General features: G+C 29.6%; 20 protein-coding genes. 10 read left to right on the forward strand and 10 right to left on the reverse strand.

The genetic code is table 11. The features are described 5' to 3' along the window. The 3 genes from Q0V08_RS04115 to argH all read left to right on the forward strand — a co-directional run. On the forward strand, window positions 1-547 hold a 547-nt coding region (locus Q0V08_RS04115), incomplete at its 5' end, for a TIGR00366 family protein (protein WP_297432325.1). A 261-nt stretch (window positions 548-808) separates the two neighbouring features. Next, entirely contained in the window at window positions 809-2,347 is a 1,539-nt protein-coding gene (locus Q0V08_RS04120; RefSeq protein WP_297432327.1) for a Na+/H+ antiporter NhaC family protein, read from the forward strand. Further along, window positions 2,302-3,717, forward strand: coding sequence for an argininosuccinate lyase (argH, locus tag Q0V08_RS04125; protein WP_297432329.1), 1,416 nt, complete (start codon window positions 2,302-2,304; stop codon window positions 3,715-3,717). Before Q0V08_RS04120 ends, argH begins: the two co-directional genes overlap by 46 nt. Window positions 3,718-3,753: 36 nt before the next feature. On the opposite strand, the gene Q0V08_RS04130 is transcribed toward argH, so the two are convergent. Further along, entirely contained in the window at window positions 3,754-4,872 is a 1,119-nt protein-coding gene (locus tag Q0V08_RS04130) for a replication initiation protein (RefSeq protein WP_297432330.1), read from the reverse strand. A 246-nt stretch (window positions 4,873-5,118) separates the two neighbouring features. On the opposite strand from Q0V08_RS04130, the gene Q0V08_RS04135 reads away from it, so the two are divergent. From Q0V08_RS04135 to Q0V08_RS04160, 6 genes are all read left to right on the forward strand, one after another. Beyond that, a complete protein-coding gene (locus Q0V08_RS04135) occupies window positions 5,119-5,445 on the forward strand; it encodes a PTS sugar transporter subunit IIB (protein ID WP_297432331.1) in 327 nt (108 codons plus the stop codon). A gap of 15 nt (window positions 5,446-5,460) precedes the next feature. Continuing rightward, window positions 5,461-6,792 (forward strand): PTS transporter subunit EIIC, encoded by a 1,332-nt coding sequence (locus Q0V08_RS04140; protein ID WP_297432333.1) that lies wholly within the window; start codon window positions 5,461-5,463, stop codon window positions 6,790-6,792. Between the two features lie 19 nt (window positions 6,793-6,811). Next, window positions 6,812-8,161, forward strand: coding sequence for a 6-phospho-beta-glucosidase (locus Q0V08_RS04145; RefSeq protein WP_297432335.1), 1,350 nt, complete (start codon window positions 6,812-6,814; stop codon window positions 8,159-8,161). A gap of 13 nt (window positions 8,162-8,174) precedes the next feature. Next, window positions 8,175-9,605, forward strand: coding sequence for a 6-phospho-beta-glucosidase (locus Q0V08_RS04150; RefSeq protein WP_297432336.1), 1,431 nt, complete (start codon window positions 8,175-8,177; stop codon window positions 9,603-9,605). Next, window positions 9,606-9,872, forward strand: coding sequence for a SemiSWEET transporter (locus tag Q0V08_RS04155; RefSeq protein ID WP_297432338.1), 267 nt, complete (start codon window positions 9,606-9,608; stop codon window positions 9,870-9,872). A gap of 68 nt (window positions 9,873-9,940) precedes the next feature. Further along, window positions 9,941-10,324: a VOC family protein gene (locus Q0V08_RS04160; RefSeq protein ID WP_297432340.1), complete on the forward strand. Its 384-nt coding sequence runs from the start codon at window positions 9,941-9,943 to the stop codon at window positions 10,322-10,324. A 192-nt stretch (window positions 10,325-10,516) separates the two neighbouring features. Here the strand turns inward: Q0V08_RS04160 and Q0V08_RS04165 are convergent, their stop codons facing one another. Then, window positions 10,517-10,795 (reverse strand): hypothetical protein, encoded by a 279-nt coding sequence (locus Q0V08_RS04165; RefSeq protein ID WP_297432342.1) that lies wholly within the window; start codon window positions 10,793-10,795, stop codon window positions 10,517-10,519. Between the two features lie 456 nt (window positions 10,796-11,251). Here Q0V08_RS04165 and Q0V08_RS04170 point away from each other — a divergent pair, with 456 nt between their 5' ends. Next, window positions 11,252-11,839: a hypothetical protein gene (locus tag Q0V08_RS04170; RefSeq protein WP_297432344.1), complete on the forward strand. Its 588-nt coding sequence runs from the start codon at window positions 11,252-11,254 to the stop codon at window positions 11,837-11,839. A gap of 41 nt (window positions 11,840-11,880) precedes the next feature. Here the strand turns inward: Q0V08_RS04170 and Q0V08_RS04175 are convergent, their stop codons facing one another. The 8 genes from Q0V08_RS04175 to Q0V08_RS04210 all read right to left on the reverse strand — a co-directional run bounded on the left by Q0V08_RS04175 (window position 11,881) and on the right by Q0V08_RS04210 (window position 22,655). Next, window positions 11,881-12,525, reverse strand: coding sequence for a (deoxy)nucleoside triphosphate pyrophosphohydrolase (locus Q0V08_RS04175; RefSeq protein ID WP_297432346.1), 645 nt, complete (start codon window positions 12,523-12,525; stop codon window positions 11,881-11,883). Then, window positions 12,509-15,394: a DEAD/DEAH box helicase gene (locus Q0V08_RS04180; RefSeq protein WP_297432348.1), complete on the reverse strand. Its 2,886-nt coding sequence runs from the start codon at window positions 15,392-15,394 to the stop codon at window positions 12,509-12,511. Before Q0V08_RS04180 ends, Q0V08_RS04175 begins: the two co-directional genes overlap by 17 nt. Before the next feature lie 122 nt (window positions 15,395-15,516). Beyond that, window positions 15,517-16,917, reverse strand: coding sequence for a glucuronate isomerase (uxaC, locus tag Q0V08_RS04185; protein ID WP_297432350.1), 1,401 nt, complete (start codon window positions 16,915-16,917; stop codon window positions 15,517-15,519). A gap of 22 nt (window positions 16,918-16,939) precedes the next feature. After that, window positions 16,940-18,247, reverse strand: a complete 1,308-nt coding sequence (locus Q0V08_RS04190) for a TRAP transporter large permease (RefSeq protein ID WP_297432352.1) — start codon at window positions 18,245-18,247, stop codon at window positions 16,940-16,942. Then, window positions 18,247-18,726: a TRAP transporter small permease gene (locus Q0V08_RS04195; RefSeq protein WP_297432354.1), complete on the reverse strand. Its 480-nt coding sequence runs from the start codon at window positions 18,724-18,726 to the stop codon at window positions 18,247-18,249. Before Q0V08_RS04195 ends, Q0V08_RS04190 begins: the two co-directional genes overlap by 1 nt. A gap of 11 nt (window positions 18,727-18,737) precedes the next feature. Continuing rightward, complete coding sequence (locus Q0V08_RS04200; RefSeq protein WP_297432356.1) at window positions 18,738-19,712, reverse strand: TRAP transporter substrate-binding protein; 975 nt, start codon at window positions 19,710-19,712, stop codon at window positions 18,738-18,740. 16 nt (window positions 19,713-19,728) lie between these two features. Continuing rightward, entirely contained in the window at window positions 19,729-21,219 is a 1,491-nt protein-coding gene (locus Q0V08_RS04205; RefSeq protein ID WP_297432358.1) for an altronate dehydratase family protein, read from the reverse strand. Continuing rightward, window positions 21,219-22,655: a tagaturonate reductase gene (locus tag Q0V08_RS04210; RefSeq protein ID WP_297432360.1), complete on the reverse strand. Its 1,437-nt coding sequence runs from the start codon at window positions 22,653-22,655 to the stop codon at window positions 21,219-21,221. The genes Q0V08_RS04205 and Q0V08_RS04210 overlap by 1 nt, the downstream gene beginning before the upstream one ends. Window positions 22,656-22,833 lie beyond the last annotated feature (178 nt).

The following is a 22,833-nucleotide window of genomic DNA, read 5'->3' on the forward strand; positions in this document are numbered from 1 at the left end:
TGGAATTATTGGAGTTATCTTTAAATTAAATGATATGACTGTTAATGATATTGCTATCTCTTTTAGAAAAGGTGCTGAGGATCTTATTGGAGCAGCAATGGTTGTTGGAATGGCTAAAGGTATCGTATTGGTTTTAGGTGGAGTAGATGCTGGAACTCCTACAGTTTTAAACACAGTTTTAAACTCTGTAGCTGGTGTTTTAAGTCACTTACACGCTTCTATATCTGCAGTTGCTATGTACTTCTTCCAATCTATATTCAACTTCTTTGTTGTATCAGGTTCTGGACAGGCAGCTTTAACAATGCCAATTATGGCACCACTTTCAGACTTAGTTGGTGTTCCTAGACAAGTTGCAGTACTAGCTTTCCAACTTGGAGATGGATTTACAAATATGTTTGTACCTACATCTGGTATCTTAATGGCTATCTTAGGAATAGCTAAAATTGAGTGGGGAGTTTGGGCTAAACTTCAAATAAAGTTCCAAGGAATTCTTTTCCTTTTAGGTTCAGTTTTCATGATTGTTGGAGTTTTAATAAAGCTTCAATAAAATATTTTTTCAAAATAGTTTGACATTTTGAAGAAAAATGTTGTATACTCACTCTTAACAAAAACAAATAGAGGTTAGTTCACTTCCATATACGGAGCCTAAGGCCGACGGCGATGATGTTATGACCCTGTGAATTAAGTATTGTGACGCTGCCATAACAATACGCTTATTGCTTAATTAAGTTCTCTAGGGCATACCATTCTTTGGTATGCCTTTTCTTTTGGGGTAGTAATTTTTTTACTAATTTAGGGAGGATTTAAAATGGTTTCATATGGGGTATTATCTATAGTTCCAATTTTAATTGCAGTTTTTTTATCTATCAAAACTAAAAATGTAGTTTTGTCACTTTTTTCCAGTGTATTTTGCGGTATTTTCATTTTAAATGGTTACAATCCTCTAGAGACTACAAAAGTTCTAGTGGGAAAATATTTTATCAATCAACTTACAGATAGTTATAACGCTGGAGTTATTGTACTTATGATCTTTATTGGTGGATTTATTGAGCTTATGATGATGTCTGGTGGAGCTTATGCCTTTGCTGAGAGCTTTAAAAACTCTATAAACTCTAAAACTAAGGCTCAACTTTTAGCTTATTTTACAGGGATTATGATATTTTTCTCAGACCTTGGTACGCCATTAATTGTTGGACCAATTTTTAGTCCATTTTTTAAAAGATTGAAGCTTTCTAAGGAGAAACTAGCTTTTATACTAGATTCAACATCATCTCCTGTGGCTGTTTTAGTTCCTTTTATTGGATGGGGAGTTTTTATCATAGGACTTTTACAAAAGGAGTTTGAGCTTTTAAATCTGTCTCTTTCAGACTATGAAAGTTTCATAAAATCCATTCCTTTTAACGTTTATCCAATACTAGCACTGACAATTATTCCAACTTTAACTCTGCTTAAGCTAGATTTTGGACCTATGAGAACTTTTGAAAATAATCCTATAGATGAGAGTGCCTTTGAAATAGATAACTCTAAGTATCAAGTTGAAAATGCTAAAGGATCTTTTGTTTGGGTTCCAATACTAGTTCTTTTAGGAACTCTATTTTCAATGCTTGGTATCTCTTTTATAACTTCTAGAGTTTCAGGAAGTGCTTTTAGAGCAGCACTAACAAGTGGATATCTATATGCAGCCCTTGTTTTAATGGGACTTATGCTTTTTTATAAAAGTAAAACATTTAAAGAGATATTTTCTATCTACTTAAATGGTATGAAAAAAATGAGTGAGATTGTTATAATTCTAATTTTAGCTTGGTCATTAGGTGTTATTAATAAAGATTTAGGAGCTGACCAATTTCTAATTGGATTTTTAAAAACTTTAGATATAAACTCTGGATTTATTCCAGCTATCGCTTTTATATTCGGTGCTGTTATCTCCTTTTCAACTGGTAGCTCTTGGGGAACATACAGTATTATGGTACCACTAGTTATACCTATGGCTGTAACTTTTAACGCTCCACTTTATGTAACAATAGGAGCGATTCTTTCAGGTGGACTTTTCGGAGACCATGTTTCACCAATTTCAGATACAACTATACTTTCATCAGCAGGAGCTGGGTGTGACCATATAAATCACGTAAAAACTCAAACTCCATATGCTATAGTAAACGCTATTTTAGCTATATCTGTATTTTTAATCGGTGGATTTACACAAAACAGTTCGTTAATCCTTTTTGCAATAGCTTCACAAATTGCAATTTTAATAGGAATAAAAATTTTCACTAAAAACAGATTCTATAAAGGAGATGACAAATGCAGTACTTTTCAGGAAGATTTAAAGAAGCAGCAAGTGAACTAATCTTAGATTTTCACTCCTCTATTCACTTTGATCAAAGACTATATAGATACGACATTATGGGAAGTATCGCTCATGTGAGAGGGCTTTCTAAAATGGAGATTATTTCAAAAGAGGATGGGGACCTTATTGAAAAAACTCTTTTAGAGATTCTAGAGGATATTGAAAATGGAAAGATTACTTTCTCTACAACTTATGAAGATATTCATATGAATATTGAAAAGATTCTTATTGATAGAATTGGTGATGTGGGAAAAAAACTTCACACTGGACGTAGTAGAAACGACCAAGTTGCTGTGGATATGAGGCTTTTTACAAAGGATGAAGTTAAAAAAATACAGTCCTTTTTAATTGAGCTAATTGAAGTTTGTACTAACTTAGGAAAAAAACACTTAGAAACATATATGCCTGGGTTTACTCATCTTCAAAAAGCTCAACCAATATCATTTGGGCACTATATGTTTGCTTACTCTGAGATGTTTAAAAGGGACTTTATCCGTTTAAACAACGCTTTTGAGTTACTTGATTACTCACCTCTTGGATGTGCAGCTTTAGCTGGTACAACTTACCCAATAGATAGAGAGTTTACTGCTCACACTTTAGGATTTAAAGGTCCAACTTTAAACTCTTTAGATGGAGTTAGTGATAGAGACTATTTAATTGAGATTATGTCTGCACTTTCAATTATTATGATGCACCTTTCAAGGTTTTCTGAAGAGATTATTATCTATACTTCAAATGACTTTGGATATATTGAATTAAGTGATGCATTTTCAACTGGAAGTAGCATAATGCCACAAAAGAAAAATCCTGATGCAGCTGAACTAGTTAGGGGGAAAACTGGTAGAGTTTATGGAGATTTAATGGCACTTTTAACAACTATGAAGGGAATCCCTTTAGCGTACAACAAGGATATGCAAGAGGATAAAGAGGTTTTCTTTGATGCTGTTGATACTGTAAAAGGATGTTTACAGGTATTTGTTGGGATGGTTAAAACATTAAAAGTAAAAAATGAGGTTTTACTTTTAGCTTGTAACGATGGGTTTATCAATGCCACTGACGTTGCAGACTACCTAACTGTTAGGGGAATGAGCTTTAGAGAAGCTTACAAAATAACTGGGGAGATTGTTAGTTATTGTATTGACAATGGGTTGAATTTAGAGACTCTCCCACTTGAGAAATACAGAGAGTTTTTATATATTTTTAACGGGGATATATATGAAACAATAGCTATAAAAAATTGTGTTGAAAAAAGAAAGTCCTTAGGTGGACCAAGTAAAGAGAGCTTACTCTCTCACTTAGAAAGATTAAATGAATTTTTAGATGGGGCCAAGATAGATCTTATTAACTATAGATTAAACAATATAATGTAATGAAAAAAAGGTATACTGGGGAGTATACCTTTTTATTTATAATAAAAATATTTTTATTGTTGATTCCTCATTTTGTTTCCAATTTATAAATAAAGATATCTCAGAGTTTCTAAAATTTAAAACTTTATCCTCTTTTAATAAAATAAAGTCTTGTAAAAACTTCTCACAAAAAAATGATGTATCTAATATTACACCTGGTTTTACTTTTTCTAATTCATTCATAAACATTTTTCTTAACTCTTTTGGCGAAGCAAAATGTTTTTTTATAATAACTATCGGTTCCACATCTTTTAAGTCTAATTTCTTAAAACTAATTTTTAAAACTTCATCAAAACTCATATTTATACTTTTATATCTTTGCTTCACTTTAAAACAAGTACGATATGTTGTTTCGTATCCATGATCTTTTATTCCATTTTTTAGTATTGTATAAACTTCAGATATATCCTCAATATCTCCTTTTATCATAAATAAGATACTCTTTAACTTCATATCGTCATCATCTTCCCAAACTGGATCTCTAAATTTAAAATCTATAGCTATTACCTTATTATTTAAATTTGTTCCTACTTTTACCTTATCAAACTCTATTTTATATGGTATCTCCAAATCTTTTATTAAAGGTTTTAATATATTCTTTTCAAAATCAAAGAATCTCTCATACCTATTATCTATTTTTAATATATCTTTAAACTCTTCAATTTTAACCTGAAAATTTTTCTTTAATATAAAATTTTTAATAAAATGTCCATAAAATTTATATGTTATTCTATTTGAAAAACTATAAATTATTTTTATATACTTTGAGTACTTAATATCTTTAGGCATATTTACTATAAAACTTTTCTGAGTTATCATATATGAATTTATAAAGTTAAAAGATCCTCTTATATCATCTATTGAGTCCATAAAAAAATACTCTATATTTTTTCTAGATAGCTTTTCTAAAAAAGAGTTTAATTCTCCTGAATCCATTTTAAAATTTTCAAAAAACTCATCTTTTGATATTTCAATTTTTAAATCTTCCATTTCTATATATTTTTTTAAAAGATAATTTAAAAAATATCTCTCGTTTTTATTTAAACTTGAATAGATATCTAAGTAAAAAGTAGAATTTCCTATTCTTTTTTTAAAATTTTCTATGTCGTAAAACACTTGACTCCCCCTATTTTCTAAAAAAATATCTTTTTTTAAAATTATTTTAACTTTTTTTTCTAATATTTTTATCAAATCAAACGAAAATAATAGATTTTTTTTGAAATCATATAATTATTATAAATTAAAACAGACGAAAATAACAGACTTTTTTTATAAAATTGACTTATTTTGTTAAAAAATGGTATCTTAAAACTAAGAACAGAACAAAATTCAAAAATAAAAATATAGTCGGAGGTTATTATTATGATTAAAATTTTATTAGCATGTAATGCAGGTATGTCTACAAGTTTATTAGTTAACAAGATGAAAAAAGTTGCAGCGGAACATAAATTAGAAGCAGATATAAAAGCAGTTCCTGAAATTCAAGCTCCAAGTCATTTTAATGATATAAACATATTATTATTAGGGCCACAAATTAAATTTTTAGAAAGCAAAATGATTGAACTTGCAAATGGAAGATTTCCTGTAGTTACTATAAATACACAAAAATATGGAATGATGGATGGACTAGGAGTTTTAAAAGATGCAATCATTGCAATAAAAGAGTTTAAAAAAGCAAATGCTCAATAATTTAGGAGGTCACATATGAAAATATTTAATAGTTTTAATATATTTTTAAATAAACATTTTATACCCACAGCAAATAAAATAGCTGCACAACGACATGTTGTTGCTATTAAAGATGGAGTAGTTGCCACTATGCCTCTTACTATAGTAGGATCACTTTTTCTGATTTTAAGTTTTCTTCCTATTCCTGGATACTCAGAATTTATAGCTAGTAGCGGAATTGGAAGATATTTCTCATTTATATCTGATGCTTGTTTTGGAATAGTGGGTATGGTTGCATGTTTAGCTGTTGCTTATAGATTAACTGTTGGTTATGGAATGCACGAGTTAGCACTATCAAATGCCATTATTGCTGTTTCAAGTTTCTTTGTTACTATGTTACCTTCAGCTGTAAATGGAACTATTAGTATGGGTTACCTAGGAGCTAAAAGTTTATTCACAGGAGTTATTATAGCTATTATCACTGTTGAGTTTGTTAATAAGATTTTAAAAAGAGGGTTAGTTATAACTCTTCCTGAAAGTGTTCCTCCTGCTATATCAAAAACTTTTATGTCATTAATTCCTGGAGTTATTGTAATTAGCTTCTGGGGACTAGTTACAGCAGTTTTGGTAAATACAAGCTTTGCTAATTTCCATGATGCAGTAAATGTTATTGTAGGTACTCCATTAAGATTTGCAAGTACATCTCTAGTTGGACAACTTACAGCAGTACTCCTAACTACTGTCCTTTGGTGTGCTGGAATACATGGCGCTACAATTGTTAGTGGAATTATGGATCCAATATGGCTTGAAAATACCCTTCATAACGCAGCTTTAGCAGCTCAAGGAATTGAAAATATCTACTCTAATGGTTATATTATTTCAAGTGCTGCCTTTACAGATATGACAATTAAAATTGGTGGAAGTGGATCTACAATTGGATTTGTTTTACTTATGCTTTTTAGAGCTCGTTCTAAGCAATTAAAAGAGGTTGGAAAGCTATCTATAACACCTTCATTATTTAATATTAATGAGCCTGTTATCTTTGGAACTCCTATTGTTATGAATCCACTGCTTATAGTTCCATTTATATTAAACCCAGTTATTATAACAATTATTAGTTGGTTTTTAATGAAGTGGGATTTAGTTAAAATACCATTTGTTATGGTTCCTTGGACTACACCGCCTATTATAGCTGGTTTCTTAGCATCTGGTTTCTCAATCTCTGTGGTTTTACTTAATATTTTTAGTATTATTTTATCAATAGTTATTTTCTATCCATTCTTTAAAATTTATGATGCACAGTTAGCTGCAGACGAAAGTGATGTAAAAAAAGAGGATAGTTTAGAGTCATTATTAGAAGAGATTTAATTTTAAGGGAGGATAAATTATGAAAAAACCTGTTAAAATCGTTACAATTGGTGGAGGATCATCTTATACGCCTGAGATAGTTGAAGGATTTATTAAAAGATATAATGAACTACCTATTAAAGAGTTATGGTTAGTTGATATTGAAGATGGTAAAGATAAACTAGAAATAGTTGGAAGCTTAGCTAAAAGAATGGTTAAAGAAGCTGGACTAGAGGATAAAATGAAAATTTATCTAACTTTAGATAGAAGAGAAGCTCTTAAAAATGCTGATTTTGTAACTACTCAATTTAGAGTTGGACTACTTGCAGCTAGAATAAGAGATGAAAGAATTCCTTTAAGATATGGAATGATTGGACAAGAGACAAATGGTGCTGGTGGATTTGCAAAAGCCCTTAGAACTATCCCTGTTATTTTAGATATTTGTAAAGATATGACTGAGTTATGTCCTGATGCTTGGCTTGTAAACTTTACTAATCCAAGTGGTATGGTTACTGAATCTGTTTTAAAATACTATCCTAATATTAAAGTTGCTGGTCTTTGTAACGTTCCTATTGGTGTTAGAAAATCTGTTACAGATGCTTTACAAGTTCCTGATGAAGAGATTGAGCTTATTTGTGGTGGATTAAATCACTTTTTCTGGGGTAGACAAGTTCTTCATAATGGTATTGATAGAACAGAGGAAGCTCTTTCTAAAATATTAACAGATATCGAAAATCTTCCAGCAAACTTAAGACATGGTAAACCTTGGATAAGAGAACAAATTATGGATTTAAATATGATCCCTTGTGCATACCACAAATATTACTACTTAACTGATGAAATGCTAGCTGACCAATTAGAGGAGATTAGAAGTGGAAAAGGAACTCGTGGAGAGCAAGTTAAGGTAGTAGAAAATGAACTATTTGAGCTTTACAAAGATCCAGATTTAAAAGTAAAACCTAAACAACTTGAGCAAAGAGGTGGACAATATTACTCTGATGCTGCTTGTGAACTTATAAATTCAATATATAATGATAAAGGAACTACTATTGTTGTTTCAACAAAAAATGAAAATGGTCTTATTGATTGTTTACCTGAAGGTTGTGCTGTTGAAGTATCCGCTAAGGTGTATAAAGATGGAGTAAAACCATATCCTCAAAAGCCTATGCCTATTGAAGCTAGAGGTATCTTACAACTTATGAAAAACTTTGAGCAACTTACAATTGAAGCTGCTGTTACTGGAAATTATGGAAAAGCACTACAAGCTTTAACTGTAAACCCTTTAGTTACAAGTGGAGCTGTTGCTAAAACTATATTAGATGAGATTATTAGAGAAAACTGGGACTATTTACCACAATTTCACAACTCACTTGAAAGATATAAATACTAATTGGAGGTATCAAATGAAAAATACTTTACCTAAAGATTTTTTATGGGGAGGAGCTATTGCTGCTAACCAATGTGAAGGAGCATATCTAGCAGATGGAAAAGGATTATCTCCTGTAGATATTTTACCTGGAGGTCCTAAATTAAGAAATGAAGCTTTAGAAGATGTTAAAAAGGCTATGAATACAGACTACGGATACTATCCATCACATATCTCTATAGATTTTTTTCATAAATTTAAAGAGGATATAAAACTTTTTAAAGAGATGGGGTTTAAATGTTTAAGAACTTCTATTTGTTGGGCTAGAATTTTTCCAAATGGTGACGATTTAGAACCTAATGAAGAGGGTCTAAAATTCTATGATGCTTTAATTGATGAACTTATAAAAAATAATATAGAACCTGTTATAACTATAAATCACTTTGATACTCCTTTAGAGCTTACTAAAAAATATGGTGGTTGGAAAGATAAAAGATTAATTGATTTTTATACTAGATATTGTGAAGTTCTTTTTAAAAGATATAAAGGTAAAGTTAAATATTGGATGACTTTTAATGAGATTAATATTATTTTACATATTCCATCTTTTGGTGGTGGCCTTGTTTTTGAAGAGGGGGAAAATAAAAAACAAGTTATGTATCAAAGTGCTCATCATCAACTTGTTGCAAGTGCTTTAGCTACAAAAATTGGTCATGAGATTGACTCTGAAAATATGATTGGATGTATGCTAGCTGCAGGAACTGTTTATCCAAATACTTGTAATCCAAATGATGTTTTAGCTGCACAAGCTGTCAATAGAGAAAACTATTTCTTTATAGATGTACAATCTAAAGGTAAATATCCATCTTACTCAAAAAGAATGCTTGAGGAACTTGGAGTTACTCTTGAAATTAGTGAGGATGAGAAAAAAATATTAAAAGAACATACTGTTGATTATATTGGATTTAGTTATTACTCTAGTAGACTTAGAAGTGCCGATTCTGAAGTTATGAAAAATATTAAAGATGGAAATGCTTTTGCCTCTTTAACAAACCCATATTTAAAGGAATCTGAGTGGGGGTGGACTATTGATCCTACAGGTCTTAGAATAACTATGAATGAGCTATATGATAGATATAATAAGCCACTTTTTATAGTTGAAAATGGTCTTGGTGCTATTGATAAAATTGAAGCTGATGGAACTATAAATGATGATTATCGTATTGATTATTTAAGACAACACATTGAACAAATGAAAGAGGGAGTAAAAGATGGTGTTGATCTTTTAGGATATACCCCTTGGGGATGTATTGACTTAGTTAGTGCTGGAACTGGGCAGATGAGTAAAAGATATGGATTTATCTATGTTGATAAAGATGATAATGGAAATGGTACTTTAGAAAGATCTAAAAAGAAATCATTTAACTGGTATAAAAATGTTATCTCTTCAAATGGAGATGAACTATAGATGAGAATAATCGGTATAATAGCAGCTACACTGACTACTATCGCCTTTTTTCCTCAAGTTATACAGGTTATAAAAAGTAAAGATACAAAAAGCATATCATTAACTATGTATATTTTATTTGTAACTGGAGTTTTACTTTGGGTTTTATATGGTTTTTATCTAAATGATTTACCTATTATAATTGCTAACTCCATTGTTGCTGTGGCTTCAACTATAATTCTTTGTTATAAAATAAGAGAGATTCGAAGTAATTTAAAAAGTAAATAATTTTTTCAACTATTGTATTTCTAATAAAAATATGATTAAATTAGAAAAATGTTTTCAGGGGGAATATCATGATAATAAATCATATTGCTATTTACACAAATGATTTGGAGAGATTAAAAGATTTTTATGAGAAATACTTTTCTGCAACCTCAAATAATAAATATCACAATCAAAAAACAGGATTAGAAACATATTTTTTAAGTTTTGAAAATGGAGCAAGATTAGAAATAATGACAAGGCCTAATTTAAATATTAATGAATCGATCTCTCCGTTCTGTGGTTTTATACATCTAGCTTTTTCTTTAGGAAATAAGGAGACTGTAGATTCTCTTACAAATAGACTTGTTAAAGATGGATATACTCTTTTAAGTGGACCAAGAACAACAGGAGATGGATATTACGAAAGTTGCATTCTTGATCCAGATGGAAATCAAATAGAATTAGTTGCATAATCTAAACTTTTTAACTTATACAAATAAGATTAATTTAATATCAAGAACTTTATTATATGAAAAAGAGCTAGTAAACCAGCTCACTAAAAAAGTATCTTTTCTCTAAAAGCTAAAGAAGATCAAAATTCCTTGTTGAAGGAGTTTGATCTTCTTTTTTCTTAATAAATATTTTATAAAAGTAGTAAAATGAAATTATTCCTCTATATCAAAGAAGTATATTTCAACAACTTGTGTTCCTTTAGTTTCTCTTTTCTTTTTACCGTTAATAGCTTTTCTAATGCTCAAATGTCCTGCTTTGCAAATATACATATTAGCATCTTTTCCTTTCGACACTTGATTTAATTCGATAACATCTTGAAGAATCTCTTTTAAAAAATTGAGCTTTAAATTTATTTCTTCAAAAAGTATTAAGTTCGATGAATTTTGAACAAAAGATATTAAAAGCTCAGAATAATCTATTTCATCTTTCAAGTTAGAATATTCGTTTTTTTTAGGAATTTTAGATTTAACAATTAAAGTTTTGCCTTTAATTAAACCTTTATTTAATGCAACTTGAGTTGCTTTACTTAAAATAATATCATAAAGAGAAGAAAATGGACTTGATGAAGTTTTTTTATTCTGATTTGCTTCTAAAATCGATTGACAAAAATAATTTGGATTGGTACAATTATTATGATAAGTAATATATTTAATTATTTATTGTATTTTTAGAAGGAATTTACCAAATTTAAAGAATATACAATATAATTAATCGTCGCTATAGTGACATTTAGGACTATAGGGATAACAAAGAGTTGTGGTTATCTCCTTGATGGGCTTTATTCATCAAACTACCTGTAAGTGATGGGGTACAATTATCACACACAACCAAAAATTGAGCTCTCTACAAAAGTAGAGAGCTCTTTTTCATAAGGGGAGGAATTAATAATGTCCATTATAAAAATAGCTTTTGATTGCTTTGAAAAGATTAAAAGTTATAATTGGTATTTTGAACTAGAAAATAATAGTGTTGTTAAATTAAGTTTTGATGACGAACATTTTACTCACTTAATTTTAGGAACTTCATTAATAAAACATTTAAAACAATACAAAGGAAAAGCTGGATATCAAAATATTTCAAATATAACTTTTGATAAATTAAAAATAGAGATTACTAAAAATCCAACTATTAGCAATCAAGTTCAAAGTGTAAAAAAAAGAATAAAAAATTTTGTTCAGATAGAAAATATTTTATTAAATCCAATATATTTTTTCTACGATGTTACAAAAGTAAACTGCCAAAATAAAAATGATATAAAAGCCACATATGCTTTAAGGTTATCTAATTCTATAAATATTAGTGATTTAACTGAAGATCAAATAAATCAACAATTAAGAACAACTTTTTTTATAAGAGAAATTCAGAACTCAGAATATATTGGTGTAACATGTATTGTCGATAATTCATCATATAAGCATACTTGTAATCAAGACAAAATCAAAGTAAAAAAAGCATGGCAAGAAACTAAAAGTTAAAAATTATTATTAACTCTAATATCTAAAAAAGAGCTAATCTTCTAGCTCTTTTTTCTTCTTTCTTTATCAACTTTTAAAATCAACTCATCTATTACAAGTTTATTTATATAAAATCTTTCTAAATCTGCTTTTAACTCTGGTAATGTTTTAAGTGATTTTTGGTACCATTCACCACCAGAAATTATATTAAGTAGGATACTTCTAGGGCGAATTTCAATTTCGATCTCTGTTGTTCCTAAAAGTTCTTTTATTTCACTATATATAATTTTATTTGTAATTTTTTTACTCTTATTTAATTTCATTAACTTCTCTACAGTTGGAATATCTGTTGGAACCCAATCTAAAGTCATTAATGACTCTTTTTTTATCCATTTAAACTCTTGGTGCTCTACCAATTTAAACTCTGAGAAATCTAAAACTGTACAGTTATAAGTAGATAATTTTATAATAAACTCTTCATACTCTTTTTGAACTTCGTCAAAAACTTTATCTGCTCTTATATCTATATTTAACTCCTCTTTAATCTCTCTTTCCAAAGCTCTTTTAGGTTCCTCACCCTCCTCAATTTTACCACCTGGGAACTCCCACATCCCTGGGAAAGTTTTATCCTTTGGCCTCATAGCACAAAATATATCACCATTTGGATTTTCTAAAATAGCTCCTACTACCTCAATAATTTTTTTCATTAATTTCTCCTACTTCTGCTACTTGTAGCATTTTTTCTACTCTTTCAGTAAGTTCAATATATATCTCTTTAGAAAGTGGATTCTCTAACTTTAAAGTCGTAGTTATAGGCTTACTTCCTTTATGAGCTACACAATCTCCCTTTCCTATATAAATATATGGTTGCGTTTCTCCATCACTTTTTTTATATTTTCTCACAAAAATATGAATTTTTATATCTTTCTCTATATTTTTAACTATTCTCTCTCCTATTTCACTATCAATTCTTGTGGCATTTGGACTTTCCCATTGAAAGTGATATCTATCTATTATTTTATCCTTATACTTTACGCTATCTTTTATGTTTTCATCTTTATGTAAATCTATAAATATAAAATAATCCTTATCTTTTTTCAAAAGTCCACTTCCTCTAAAGGCGCTATGTTTTTTATCATAGTTACACAACAGTGCTACATCTTTCATAAAATAGTTTTCATATAACTTTAAAAATGGAAAACCATAATCTTCTGTTCCAAAGCTTTCTTTATATTTTAAAAGTCCATAATCTAAAACTTCTAAAATATAATCCTTTACATCTTTATTTTTTAAAACTTTGTTTAATAGTTCTGTTTTCTCTATAGTTTCACCAGAGACTTGAAAAAGTTTCCCACATCTTTTCAAATCTTGAGAATCATAATAATCTCCATTTAAATATCTCATAGCATGGTCTATAGTACCAATAGTATGCTTAACATCAGATATCTCAATATATTTTCCAACTACTCCTAAAATCCTATTTTTGGATAGTCCATAATCCTTTGCTACTAATTCACGAATTATTGCAAACTCATACACTCTTTTTATAGGTAAAAATCTCTCTATTTCACGAATAACTACTTTTTCTTCTTCGTTTAATGAAAACAGATTATCCTTTACTTTATCTAAAAAATCTAAATATGATTTTTGAAGTCTCACATATTTATAAAAATTAGGAGCATCTTCATACTCAATAAAATCTAATGGTCTTGGAACTTTTCCCTTTAAGTAATCTTTAAACTCATCATATTCAGCCTTTAAATACTTTAAACTATTAAAGTTTTCATTATCTAGTTGTTTCAATATCTCTTTTTTACAAATCTCTTCCATCTTCACATGAATAGATTTGGAAAGATTATCAAAATCCCTTTTTACAGCTATTTTTATACTCTCTTTATCATAACCTTTTCTTCCCATAAGTGCCAAGGCAATTAAAAAAGCTCTAGAATGGTTTCCTATAAAATCTATAACTGTTAAAAAATCCTTGTTTTCATAGTGTCTTAGTCCTCTTCCCAACTGCTGTGTAAATATAATCGGTGACGCTGTTGGTCTTAACATTAAAATACTATTTATACATGGAATATCTATTCCTTCATTAAAAATATTAACTGTGAATATAACTTCTAAATCCTCTGTCTCTTTAAATTTTTTTATTATATCCTCTTTTAATTCATTTGAATTTTTTTCACTAGTTACACTTATTGCTTTTATTCCTCTTTTTTTAAATTCAACTTCCATATATTTACAGTGCTCAATAGATATACAAAATCCTATAGTCTTTCTTCTCTCTCCACTATATCCATAAAAATTCATTTTCTTTATAATAAAATCCACTCTTTTTTCTAAACTCAATGCTTTAGCTACTGCAGAAATATCATTTAAATCAATACCCTCTAAATTTACATCTGATATATCCTTTACTCCATAATAGTGAAATGGTGTCACAAGCTCCCTATCTAGTGCCTCTTGTAAACGAATCTCTACAGGTACATTCATATGAAAAATCTCATATATATTTCCACCATCACATCTTTCAGGTGTAGCTGTTAATCCTAGTAGAAACTTAGGTTTAAAATAATTTATAACCTTTTCATAACTTTTAGCAGTTATATGATGTGCTTCATCCACTATTATATAATCAAACTCATCCTCTCTAAACTCTTGGTATCTATTGTTTAAGCTTTGTATAGTGGAAAAAATATAATCTCTATCTGTATTTTTTTTATTTCCTGTAAAAAAGCCCATAGTTTTTTCGGGTAAAATATTTTTAAAAGTTTCCATAGCAGATTTTAATATCTCTTCATTATGAACTATAAAAAGTAACCTTTTAGCTTTAAATACCTTTACATCAAAAGCACCTAAGTATGTTTTTCCTGTTCCTGTAGCTGCAATACAAAGAGCTCTTGTCTCTCCATACATTCTAGTTATTTCTAAGTTTTTTAAAGCTGTCTCTTGCATATAGTTTGGTTTTATATCTGACTCTTTATAGATTCCAAACTCATGATCTTCTGCTGCTAAAAAATATTCATCTCTAACTTTTTTTCTTACAACTATCTCCTCTTTTTTTACGTATGAAACTGTATATGGATTTACATTTTCAACCCCTTTTCCCCAAAGATAATTAAACTCATTTAAAACCCCTTTTATAAAGTCACTATTTTTCTCTGTAGTAACTGCTGTATTCCACTCTATATTACTTTTAAGTCCACTTTTAGTAAGGTTAGAAGATCCTATTATAGCTTTATAATAGTTTTCATACTCAAATATATACCCCTTAGTATGAAACCCTTCCATCTTGTCACTATCAAAAAATTTAACCTCTATATTTTTAAATCTTTTTAAAAACTCTATAGATTTCAATTCTGTAAAATGAAGATAGTTTGTTGTTAAAATTTTACCTTTTATATTATGTTTTTCACTTTTTTTCAAAATATCTAAAATTATTTGTACACCTGCAAAGTTAATAAATGCCACAGAGAAGCAGAAACTTTTAGCTTTTTCAAATCCATTTTCTATATATCTATATAAATTTCCATTATTTTCTAAGTTAGTATTACTTATAAATTCATATTTCATATATCCCCCATCAAAATTTATATTTTAACTTTATACTATAAAGTATACCATATTTCTAATGTAAGATTAATTGAGATTACAAAAATGGAGAAACTAAAACTAGTCTCTCCATTTTCTATCTATTATTTAACTATATAGTTCTCAATATTGTTATAACATATGTTTTGAACCATTTTCCCCAATTTATCTACATCATTTGGAATCTCTCCATTTTCTACCCACTCCCCAAGTAGGTTACAAAGTATTCTTCTAAAATACTCATGTCTTGTATAAGATAGGAAACTTCTTGAATCTGTTAACATTCCAACAAATCTTGAAAGTAATCCTAAATTAGCTAAAGCTGTCATCTGCTTTATCATTCCATCCTTTTGATCTAGGAACCACCATCCAGATCCTAGTTGAATCTTTCCTGGAACTCCCCCTCCTTGGAAACATCCTATTAATGTTCCTAAAGTCTCATTCTCTCTAGGATTTAAATTATATAGTATTGTTTTTGGTAACTCATTTGTATCATCTAAAGCATCTAAAAACTTCGATAGTGAATGCACAAAAATATCATCTGCAATACAATCAAATCCAGTATCTGGACCTAATTTTTTAAACATTCTAGTTGAGTTATTTCTAATAGTTCCCATATGAAGTTGCATTACCCAACCTCTTTTATTGTACTCTCTTCCTAAGAACATCATAATGTTTGTCTTAAACATCTTAACCTCTTCTGAAGTTAAAACCTCTCCTGCTACTCTCTTTTTAAATATAGCATCTACTTCATCCTCAGTTCCCATTTCAAAAACAACTGGATCTAAAGCGTGGTCTGATATTCTACATCCAACTTCGTGGAAGAAATCAACTCTCTCTTTTAAAGCTAACTTATATGTAGGTAAAGACTCTATTTTATGTCCGTGTAGTACTTCTAATTTTCCTAACCAAGGTAGGAAATCATCCTTCTCTATATTAAACCCTTTATCTGGTCTAAAAGCTGGATTTACAACAACTTCAAAGTCATTATCCTTTTTTAATGCTATGTGATACTCTAATGAATCTACTGGATCATCAGTTGTACAAAGAGCTTTTACATTAGCTCTCTTTATTAACTCTCTCGCTGTAAACTCATCTTTTTGTAACATCTCATTTGTCTTTTCCCAAATCTCTTCAGCTGTTTCTTTAGATAAAATTGTATCTATTCCAAAGAATTTTTTTAGCTCTAAATGAGTCCAGTGAAACAGTGGATTTCCGTAACACTCATCCATTGTTTCAGCCCATTTCATAAACTTCTCTTTGTCCTCTTTATCTCCAGTAATATAGTCCTCAGGAACTCCATTACTTCTCATTGCTCTCCATTTATAGTGATCTCCACCTAACCAAATCTCAGTTATTGATCTATATTTTTTATTCTCATATATCTCTTTTGGATTTAAATGACAGTGGTAATCATAAATTGGCATATCTTTTGCATAGTCATGATATAGTGTTTTTGCTATATCACTATTTAATAGAAAATCTTCACACATAAACTTTTTCATTTTTAATGCCTCCATTTTAGTTTTATATTAATCCAAATACTTTAGGTAGGAATAAGCTTATTGCTGGTATATAAGTTACTAGCAGAAGTCCTATTAGCATAACAATAAAGTATGGTAAAATCGTTTTTATTATATCCTCTATCTTCAAATCTGCAATGGCACAACCTAAGAATAGTGCATTTCCAACGGGCGGTGTACAAAGCCCTATACAAAGGTTGTATACCATCAAGATTCCAAAATGTACGGGATGCATTCCTAAAGATGTTACAACTGGTAGGAAAATTGGTGTGAATATAAGCACCGCTGGTGTCATATCCATAAATGTTCCAACAACTAATAGTAACATATTTATGATAAGTAAAATAACGTATTTATTATCTGAAATTCCAAGTAGTATATTTGTTATATACTGAGGAATTTGAGAGTATGCTAAAGCCCAAGACATAATGCTTGAAGCTGCCATTAAGAACATTATAATTCCTGTCATCTTAATAGTTTCATCTAAAATCTTTTTTATAACTTTTGCATTTAAATTTTTATATATTAAAGATAGAACTAATGTATATATTACTGCAATTCCTGATCCTTCAGTTGCTGTAAATACCCCTTTTATAATACCACCTATAACAACTATAATTAAAAGTAAACTTGGTAGTGCATCTAAAGTTGTTTTTATAACTAAAGACATCTCTGGTTTTGGTTCTACAGGATAGTTATTCTTTTTAGCAAATATATACGCTAAAATCATAATTCCTAATCCCATAACTATTCCTGGTAAATATCCAGCTATAAATAGAGCTCCAATAGATGTTCCTCCACTTACTAATGCAAATACTATAAGTACATTACTTGGCGGAATAAGAAGTCCTGTTGGACAAGATGTTATATTTACTGCTGCACAGTATTTTGGATCATATCCCTCTTTTTTCTGTAGCGGATATATTGTTCCTCCAATAGCTGCCTCTGCTGCAACTGCTGAACCAGATATAGCTCCGAATAACATATTTCCTAAAATATTTACCTGAGCCAAAGATCCTGGCAATCTTCCCCCAATTAGTTTAGCAAAATTAACAAGTTTTATTGCTATACCACCATTATTCATTATATTTCCTGAAAGTATGAAAAATGGTATTGCCAATAATGCAAAGTTATCTAGTCCTGTTATCATCTTTTGAGCTGATGCAATTATTGTCATATCAAGTGGTAGTGATAAAAGTATTGCTATAAATGAAGCTAATCCTATTCCAACTGATACTTGAAGTCCTAAAATTAAAAATACAAAGAAACTTGCAAACAGTGCTATTGCCACTATTCCTATATTAACTCCCACTATCTATCACTCCCTTTTAATGCTAATTCATCTCCTATATAAGTTATAAAATAAAATATATTTATAACTCCAGTTATTGGAAGTATTGAATACACAACTCCCATAGGAATATATAACACTGGTGATAGTTGTTTCATTGTATTTAAAGTTAGTAGTGTTCCACCCCAAACCATAACAAATCCCATAAAAATAATACTTAAAATTGGAAGTATTATTTTTATAATTTTTACAGTATCTGTCTTTAAAAAAGTATGTAGATAATCCATTGAAAGATGAGCTTTAGAACCAAAAGCATAGGTAGTTCCAAGCATTCCTATCCACATTAATAAAAATCTAGCAAGTTCATCTGTAAAAATACTTGGTGAATTAAATACATATCTTGATGTTACCTGCCAAGCTACAGTTGCTACCATTACTGTTAAAAGTAGCGAACTTACTATAAATATAACTCTATTTATATACCCTCTTAATCTATCCATTTTTTCTCCTGCTATTCAAAATTTCTTATTCTTTCAATATAATCTTTAATTAACGAGTCTTTTGTAACTTCATCATAAAGAGGTTGAACTTTCTCTACGAACTCTGTTTTATCCACTTGGAAAAACTCTACGCCTTTATCTTTTAAAGAATCCATTAACTTATCCTCTGTTTCAGACCATATCTCATTTTGATAGTCAAAAGAGTTTAAAGCTGCTGTTTTTACTATAGCTTTCTCATTATCTGATAGTTTGTTCCAAGTTTTTGTATTCATAACTAATACATCTGGAGATATTGAATGCTCATCAAATGTAAAATATGGTGCTGTTTCATAGTGTTTTGACTCAGCATAAGAGATTAGGTTATTCTCTGCTCCATCAACTACACCTTGCTGTAGTGCTGTATAAATCTCTCCAAAACTTAGTGGTGTTGGACTTCCTCCTAAAAGGTTAGTCATTCTTACCATTGTTTTACTTGTTTGTACTCTTATCTTCATACCCTTTAAGTCATCTGTATTTTTAACAGGTTTTTTAGTATAAAAGTTTCTTGTTCCTGAGTTGTAAAATGTTAAACCGATAAATCCTCTATCCTCAGTTGCCGCTAATATCTCTTCACCTATTGGTGATTTTAATACTCTTAAATTGTGATCCATATCTTTAAATAGATACGGTAGTGGTAAAACTGAGTACTCCTTTGCAAAACTCTCTAATGGTCCTGCATTTGTTTTTATAATATCAATAGCTCCCGCTTGCATTAGTTCAGTTATCTCTCTTTCTCCGCCTAACTGTCCATTTGGAAATATTAAAACTTCAATCTTTCCATCTGTTTTTTCATTTACTTCCTCTGCAAACTTTACCATTGCTAAATGCACTGGATGACTCTCTGTCAAAGCATGTGCTAATTTTATTTTCTTTGTTGTTTCCTCACTTTTACCACACCCTGTTAAGAAAACAAGGATTAAAGTTAGAAAACCGATAACTCTTTTCATTGGTGCCCCCTGTTGATTATAACGTAACTCCAGATTTAAAAATTGCAATCTCTTGGAATCTGTTTAGTTCATTATTTACTTTTTTTCCATTTATTACTTCAATTATATACTCTATAAACTCCTCTAGTAGCTCATCCATTGTAATATCTTCTGATACTAGTCTTCCAGCATCAAAATCTATCCATCTTTTTTTCTTATTGTATAGCTCACTATTTGTAGAGATTTTTACAGTTGGAACATATCCTCCATATGGATTTCCTCTTCCAGTTGTAAATAAAACCATATGACACTTTGCTGCTGCAAGAGCTGTAGTAGCTACTGAGTCATTTCCAGGAGCGCTTAAAAGATTTAAACCTTTCTCTTTTAAAACCTCTCCATATTTTAATACATCAATAACTTGAGAAACTCCAGACTTTTGAGTACATCCTAAAGATTTATCCTCTAAAGTTGTAATTCCACCAGCTTTATTTCCTGGAGATGGATTTTCATATATCTCTTGGTCATTTTTTATAAAATACTCTTTAAAATCATTTATCAGTGACACACATTTTTTAAAGATATCTTCATTTTTACATCTTTTCATAAGAAGAGTTTCAGCTCCAAACATCTCTGGAACCTCTGTTAAAACTGTTGTTCCACCTTGAGCAACAATATAATCTGAAAACTCTCCTAACATTGGATTTGCCGTTATTCCTGAAAGACCATCTGATCCACCACACTCTAATCCAAAGTTTATCTCACTTAAGCTAGCTTTCTCTCTTTTATCTTGAAGCATCTCTTCATATAGTTTTAAAAGCAGATTTTTTCCAGCTTCAACTTCATCTTCAACATCTTGAGTTACTAAAAACTTAACTCTATCTTTATCATACTCTCCTAAAGTTTTTTCAAATTCACCAATTTGGTTATTTTCACACCCTAGTCCTAAAACAAGTACTCCTCCAGCATTTGGATGTTTAACTGTATTTTGTAGTATTACCCTTGTATTTTCATGATCCTCTCCAAGTTGTGAGCATCCATAGTTATGAGTTAAAACATTGATATTGTCTATTTGAATATCTCCAATCTCATTTAAAAACTCATCTTTTATTAGTTGAGCAATTCCATTTACACATCCAACTGTTGGAACAATCCATAACTCATTTCTTATTCCTACATCTCCATTTTTTCTTTTATAAACCTCTACATCTCTTTTTTCTAAATCTAGAACTCTATTTTGAAACTCTGGAGTATAAACATAGTTATTAAGGTCCTTTAAATTTGTTTTTGTATTGTGAGTATGTATCCATTCACCCTTTTTTATTGGTGTTATTGCATGACCTATAGGCATCCCGTATTTTATTACATTCTCATCTTTTCCAATGTTTCCAAGGGCAATTTTATGCCCTTTAGAAACATCCTCTAACAATGTTAAACTATCTCCATCTAAAGTTATAGTCTCATCTTTTTTATAGTTTTTTAAAGCGATAACTACATTATCCCTTGTATTAATTTTTATAAACTCTTTCATTACTTAACCTCTTCTAAAGCTTTCTTCACTCCATTTTTATCTATATTTTCTAAGTATTTTGCTACTAATTCAGTCATTCCCTGCACTGAGTTTAAATCCATATCCCAGTGATTTTCTAATCCTAACACAGATTTTGCTATGTTTTCATAGTTGTTCTCTTTCCATAAATCTGCATACATATCTAAATGGTGTTTGTCATCTCTTAACTGAATAGCATCTCCATTTTCTCTAACACCTTTATAGAATCTTATTAAAGCTGCTAAAGAGAATAGAAGTTTCTTAGGCAGTTTTCCTGTTCTTTTGTATGTCTCTAAAACTTGTGGAAGTATTCTAGATTTATACTTAGCCATTGAGTTTAATGAGATATCCATTAGCATATGTTTTACATATGGGTTTTTAAATCTATTAACTACAGCATCTTTAAACTCTTTTAACTCCTTCTCATCCATATCTAAAGCTGGAATAATCTCCTCATCTATTGCTAATTCAATAAAGTTTCTAATATCATCATTTTCCATAGCTTCTCTAACTGTATCTATTCCATATAGGTATGAAACTGGAACCATAGCTGTATGTGCTCCGTTTAATATTCCTACTTTTCTCATTTTATATGGTTTTAAATCTTCAACTATTAATATATTTAGATTTAATCCCTCTAACTTTAACTCTTTTGTTAATATATCTTTTGGCCCTTGAATTACAAATAAATAGAAGTACTCTCCAGTTGTTATAAAGTTATCCTCATAACCCAACTCTTTTGTTAACTCCTCTTTCTCTCCTCTTGGATACCCTGTTACAATTCTATCAACTAATGTTGAACACCAGATATTTCCATTTATTAACCAGTTTTTAAAGTCCTCTCCTAAGTTCCAAAGATCAGCATATTTTAAAACCATCTTTCTTAACTCTTCACCATTATAATCAATCAGTTCACATGGCATTAAAATAAATCCTTTAGTCATATCTCCATTGAAAGTTACAAATCTTTCATGCATCAATCTTGTTAACTTTCCTGGGAATGTACTTTGAGGAGCATCCTCATACTTATCCTCCGCACTAAAAGCTATTCCAGCTTCAGTTGTATTAGATACAATAAATCTCATCTCTGGGTTATGAGCTAGTTGTAAATACTCTTGGAAGTTTTTATAAATAGGTATCTCTCTATTTATAGATGAGATTATAGTATAATCTTTAACAACCTCTCCACTTTCATTTATTCCTCTAATTATTGCTGTGTATAATCCATCTTGAGTATCTAATAGTGGTACTGCATCAAAATCAATTGGTCTTACTACCGCTACTCCAGCGTTTAAGTCTGTATTTTTATTTATTATGTCTAATTGCCAATCAAAGAAACATCTTAAAAAGTTTCCCTCTCCAAATTGAATTACTTTCTCTCCATATTTTGGTAAATTTAACTCTTCTCTAGTTAACATTTTTTTCTCCTTATTCTGTGATATATCAGTATTATATTACAAATATATTATATTTAACTGTAAAAAGCAAGTTTTTTTTTATAAATTTAATCATAAAAAAATATAATCGTTCACTAAAAGAACAATTTTTTATTTGATATTGGTTTTTTTTTAAAAATATTATATACTATTAATATAG

Source organism: uncultured Cetobacterium sp., from assembly GCF_947038635.1.
Taxonomy (GTDB): Bacteria; Fusobacteriota; Fusobacteriia; order Fusobacteriales; family Fusobacteriaceae; genus Cetobacterium_A.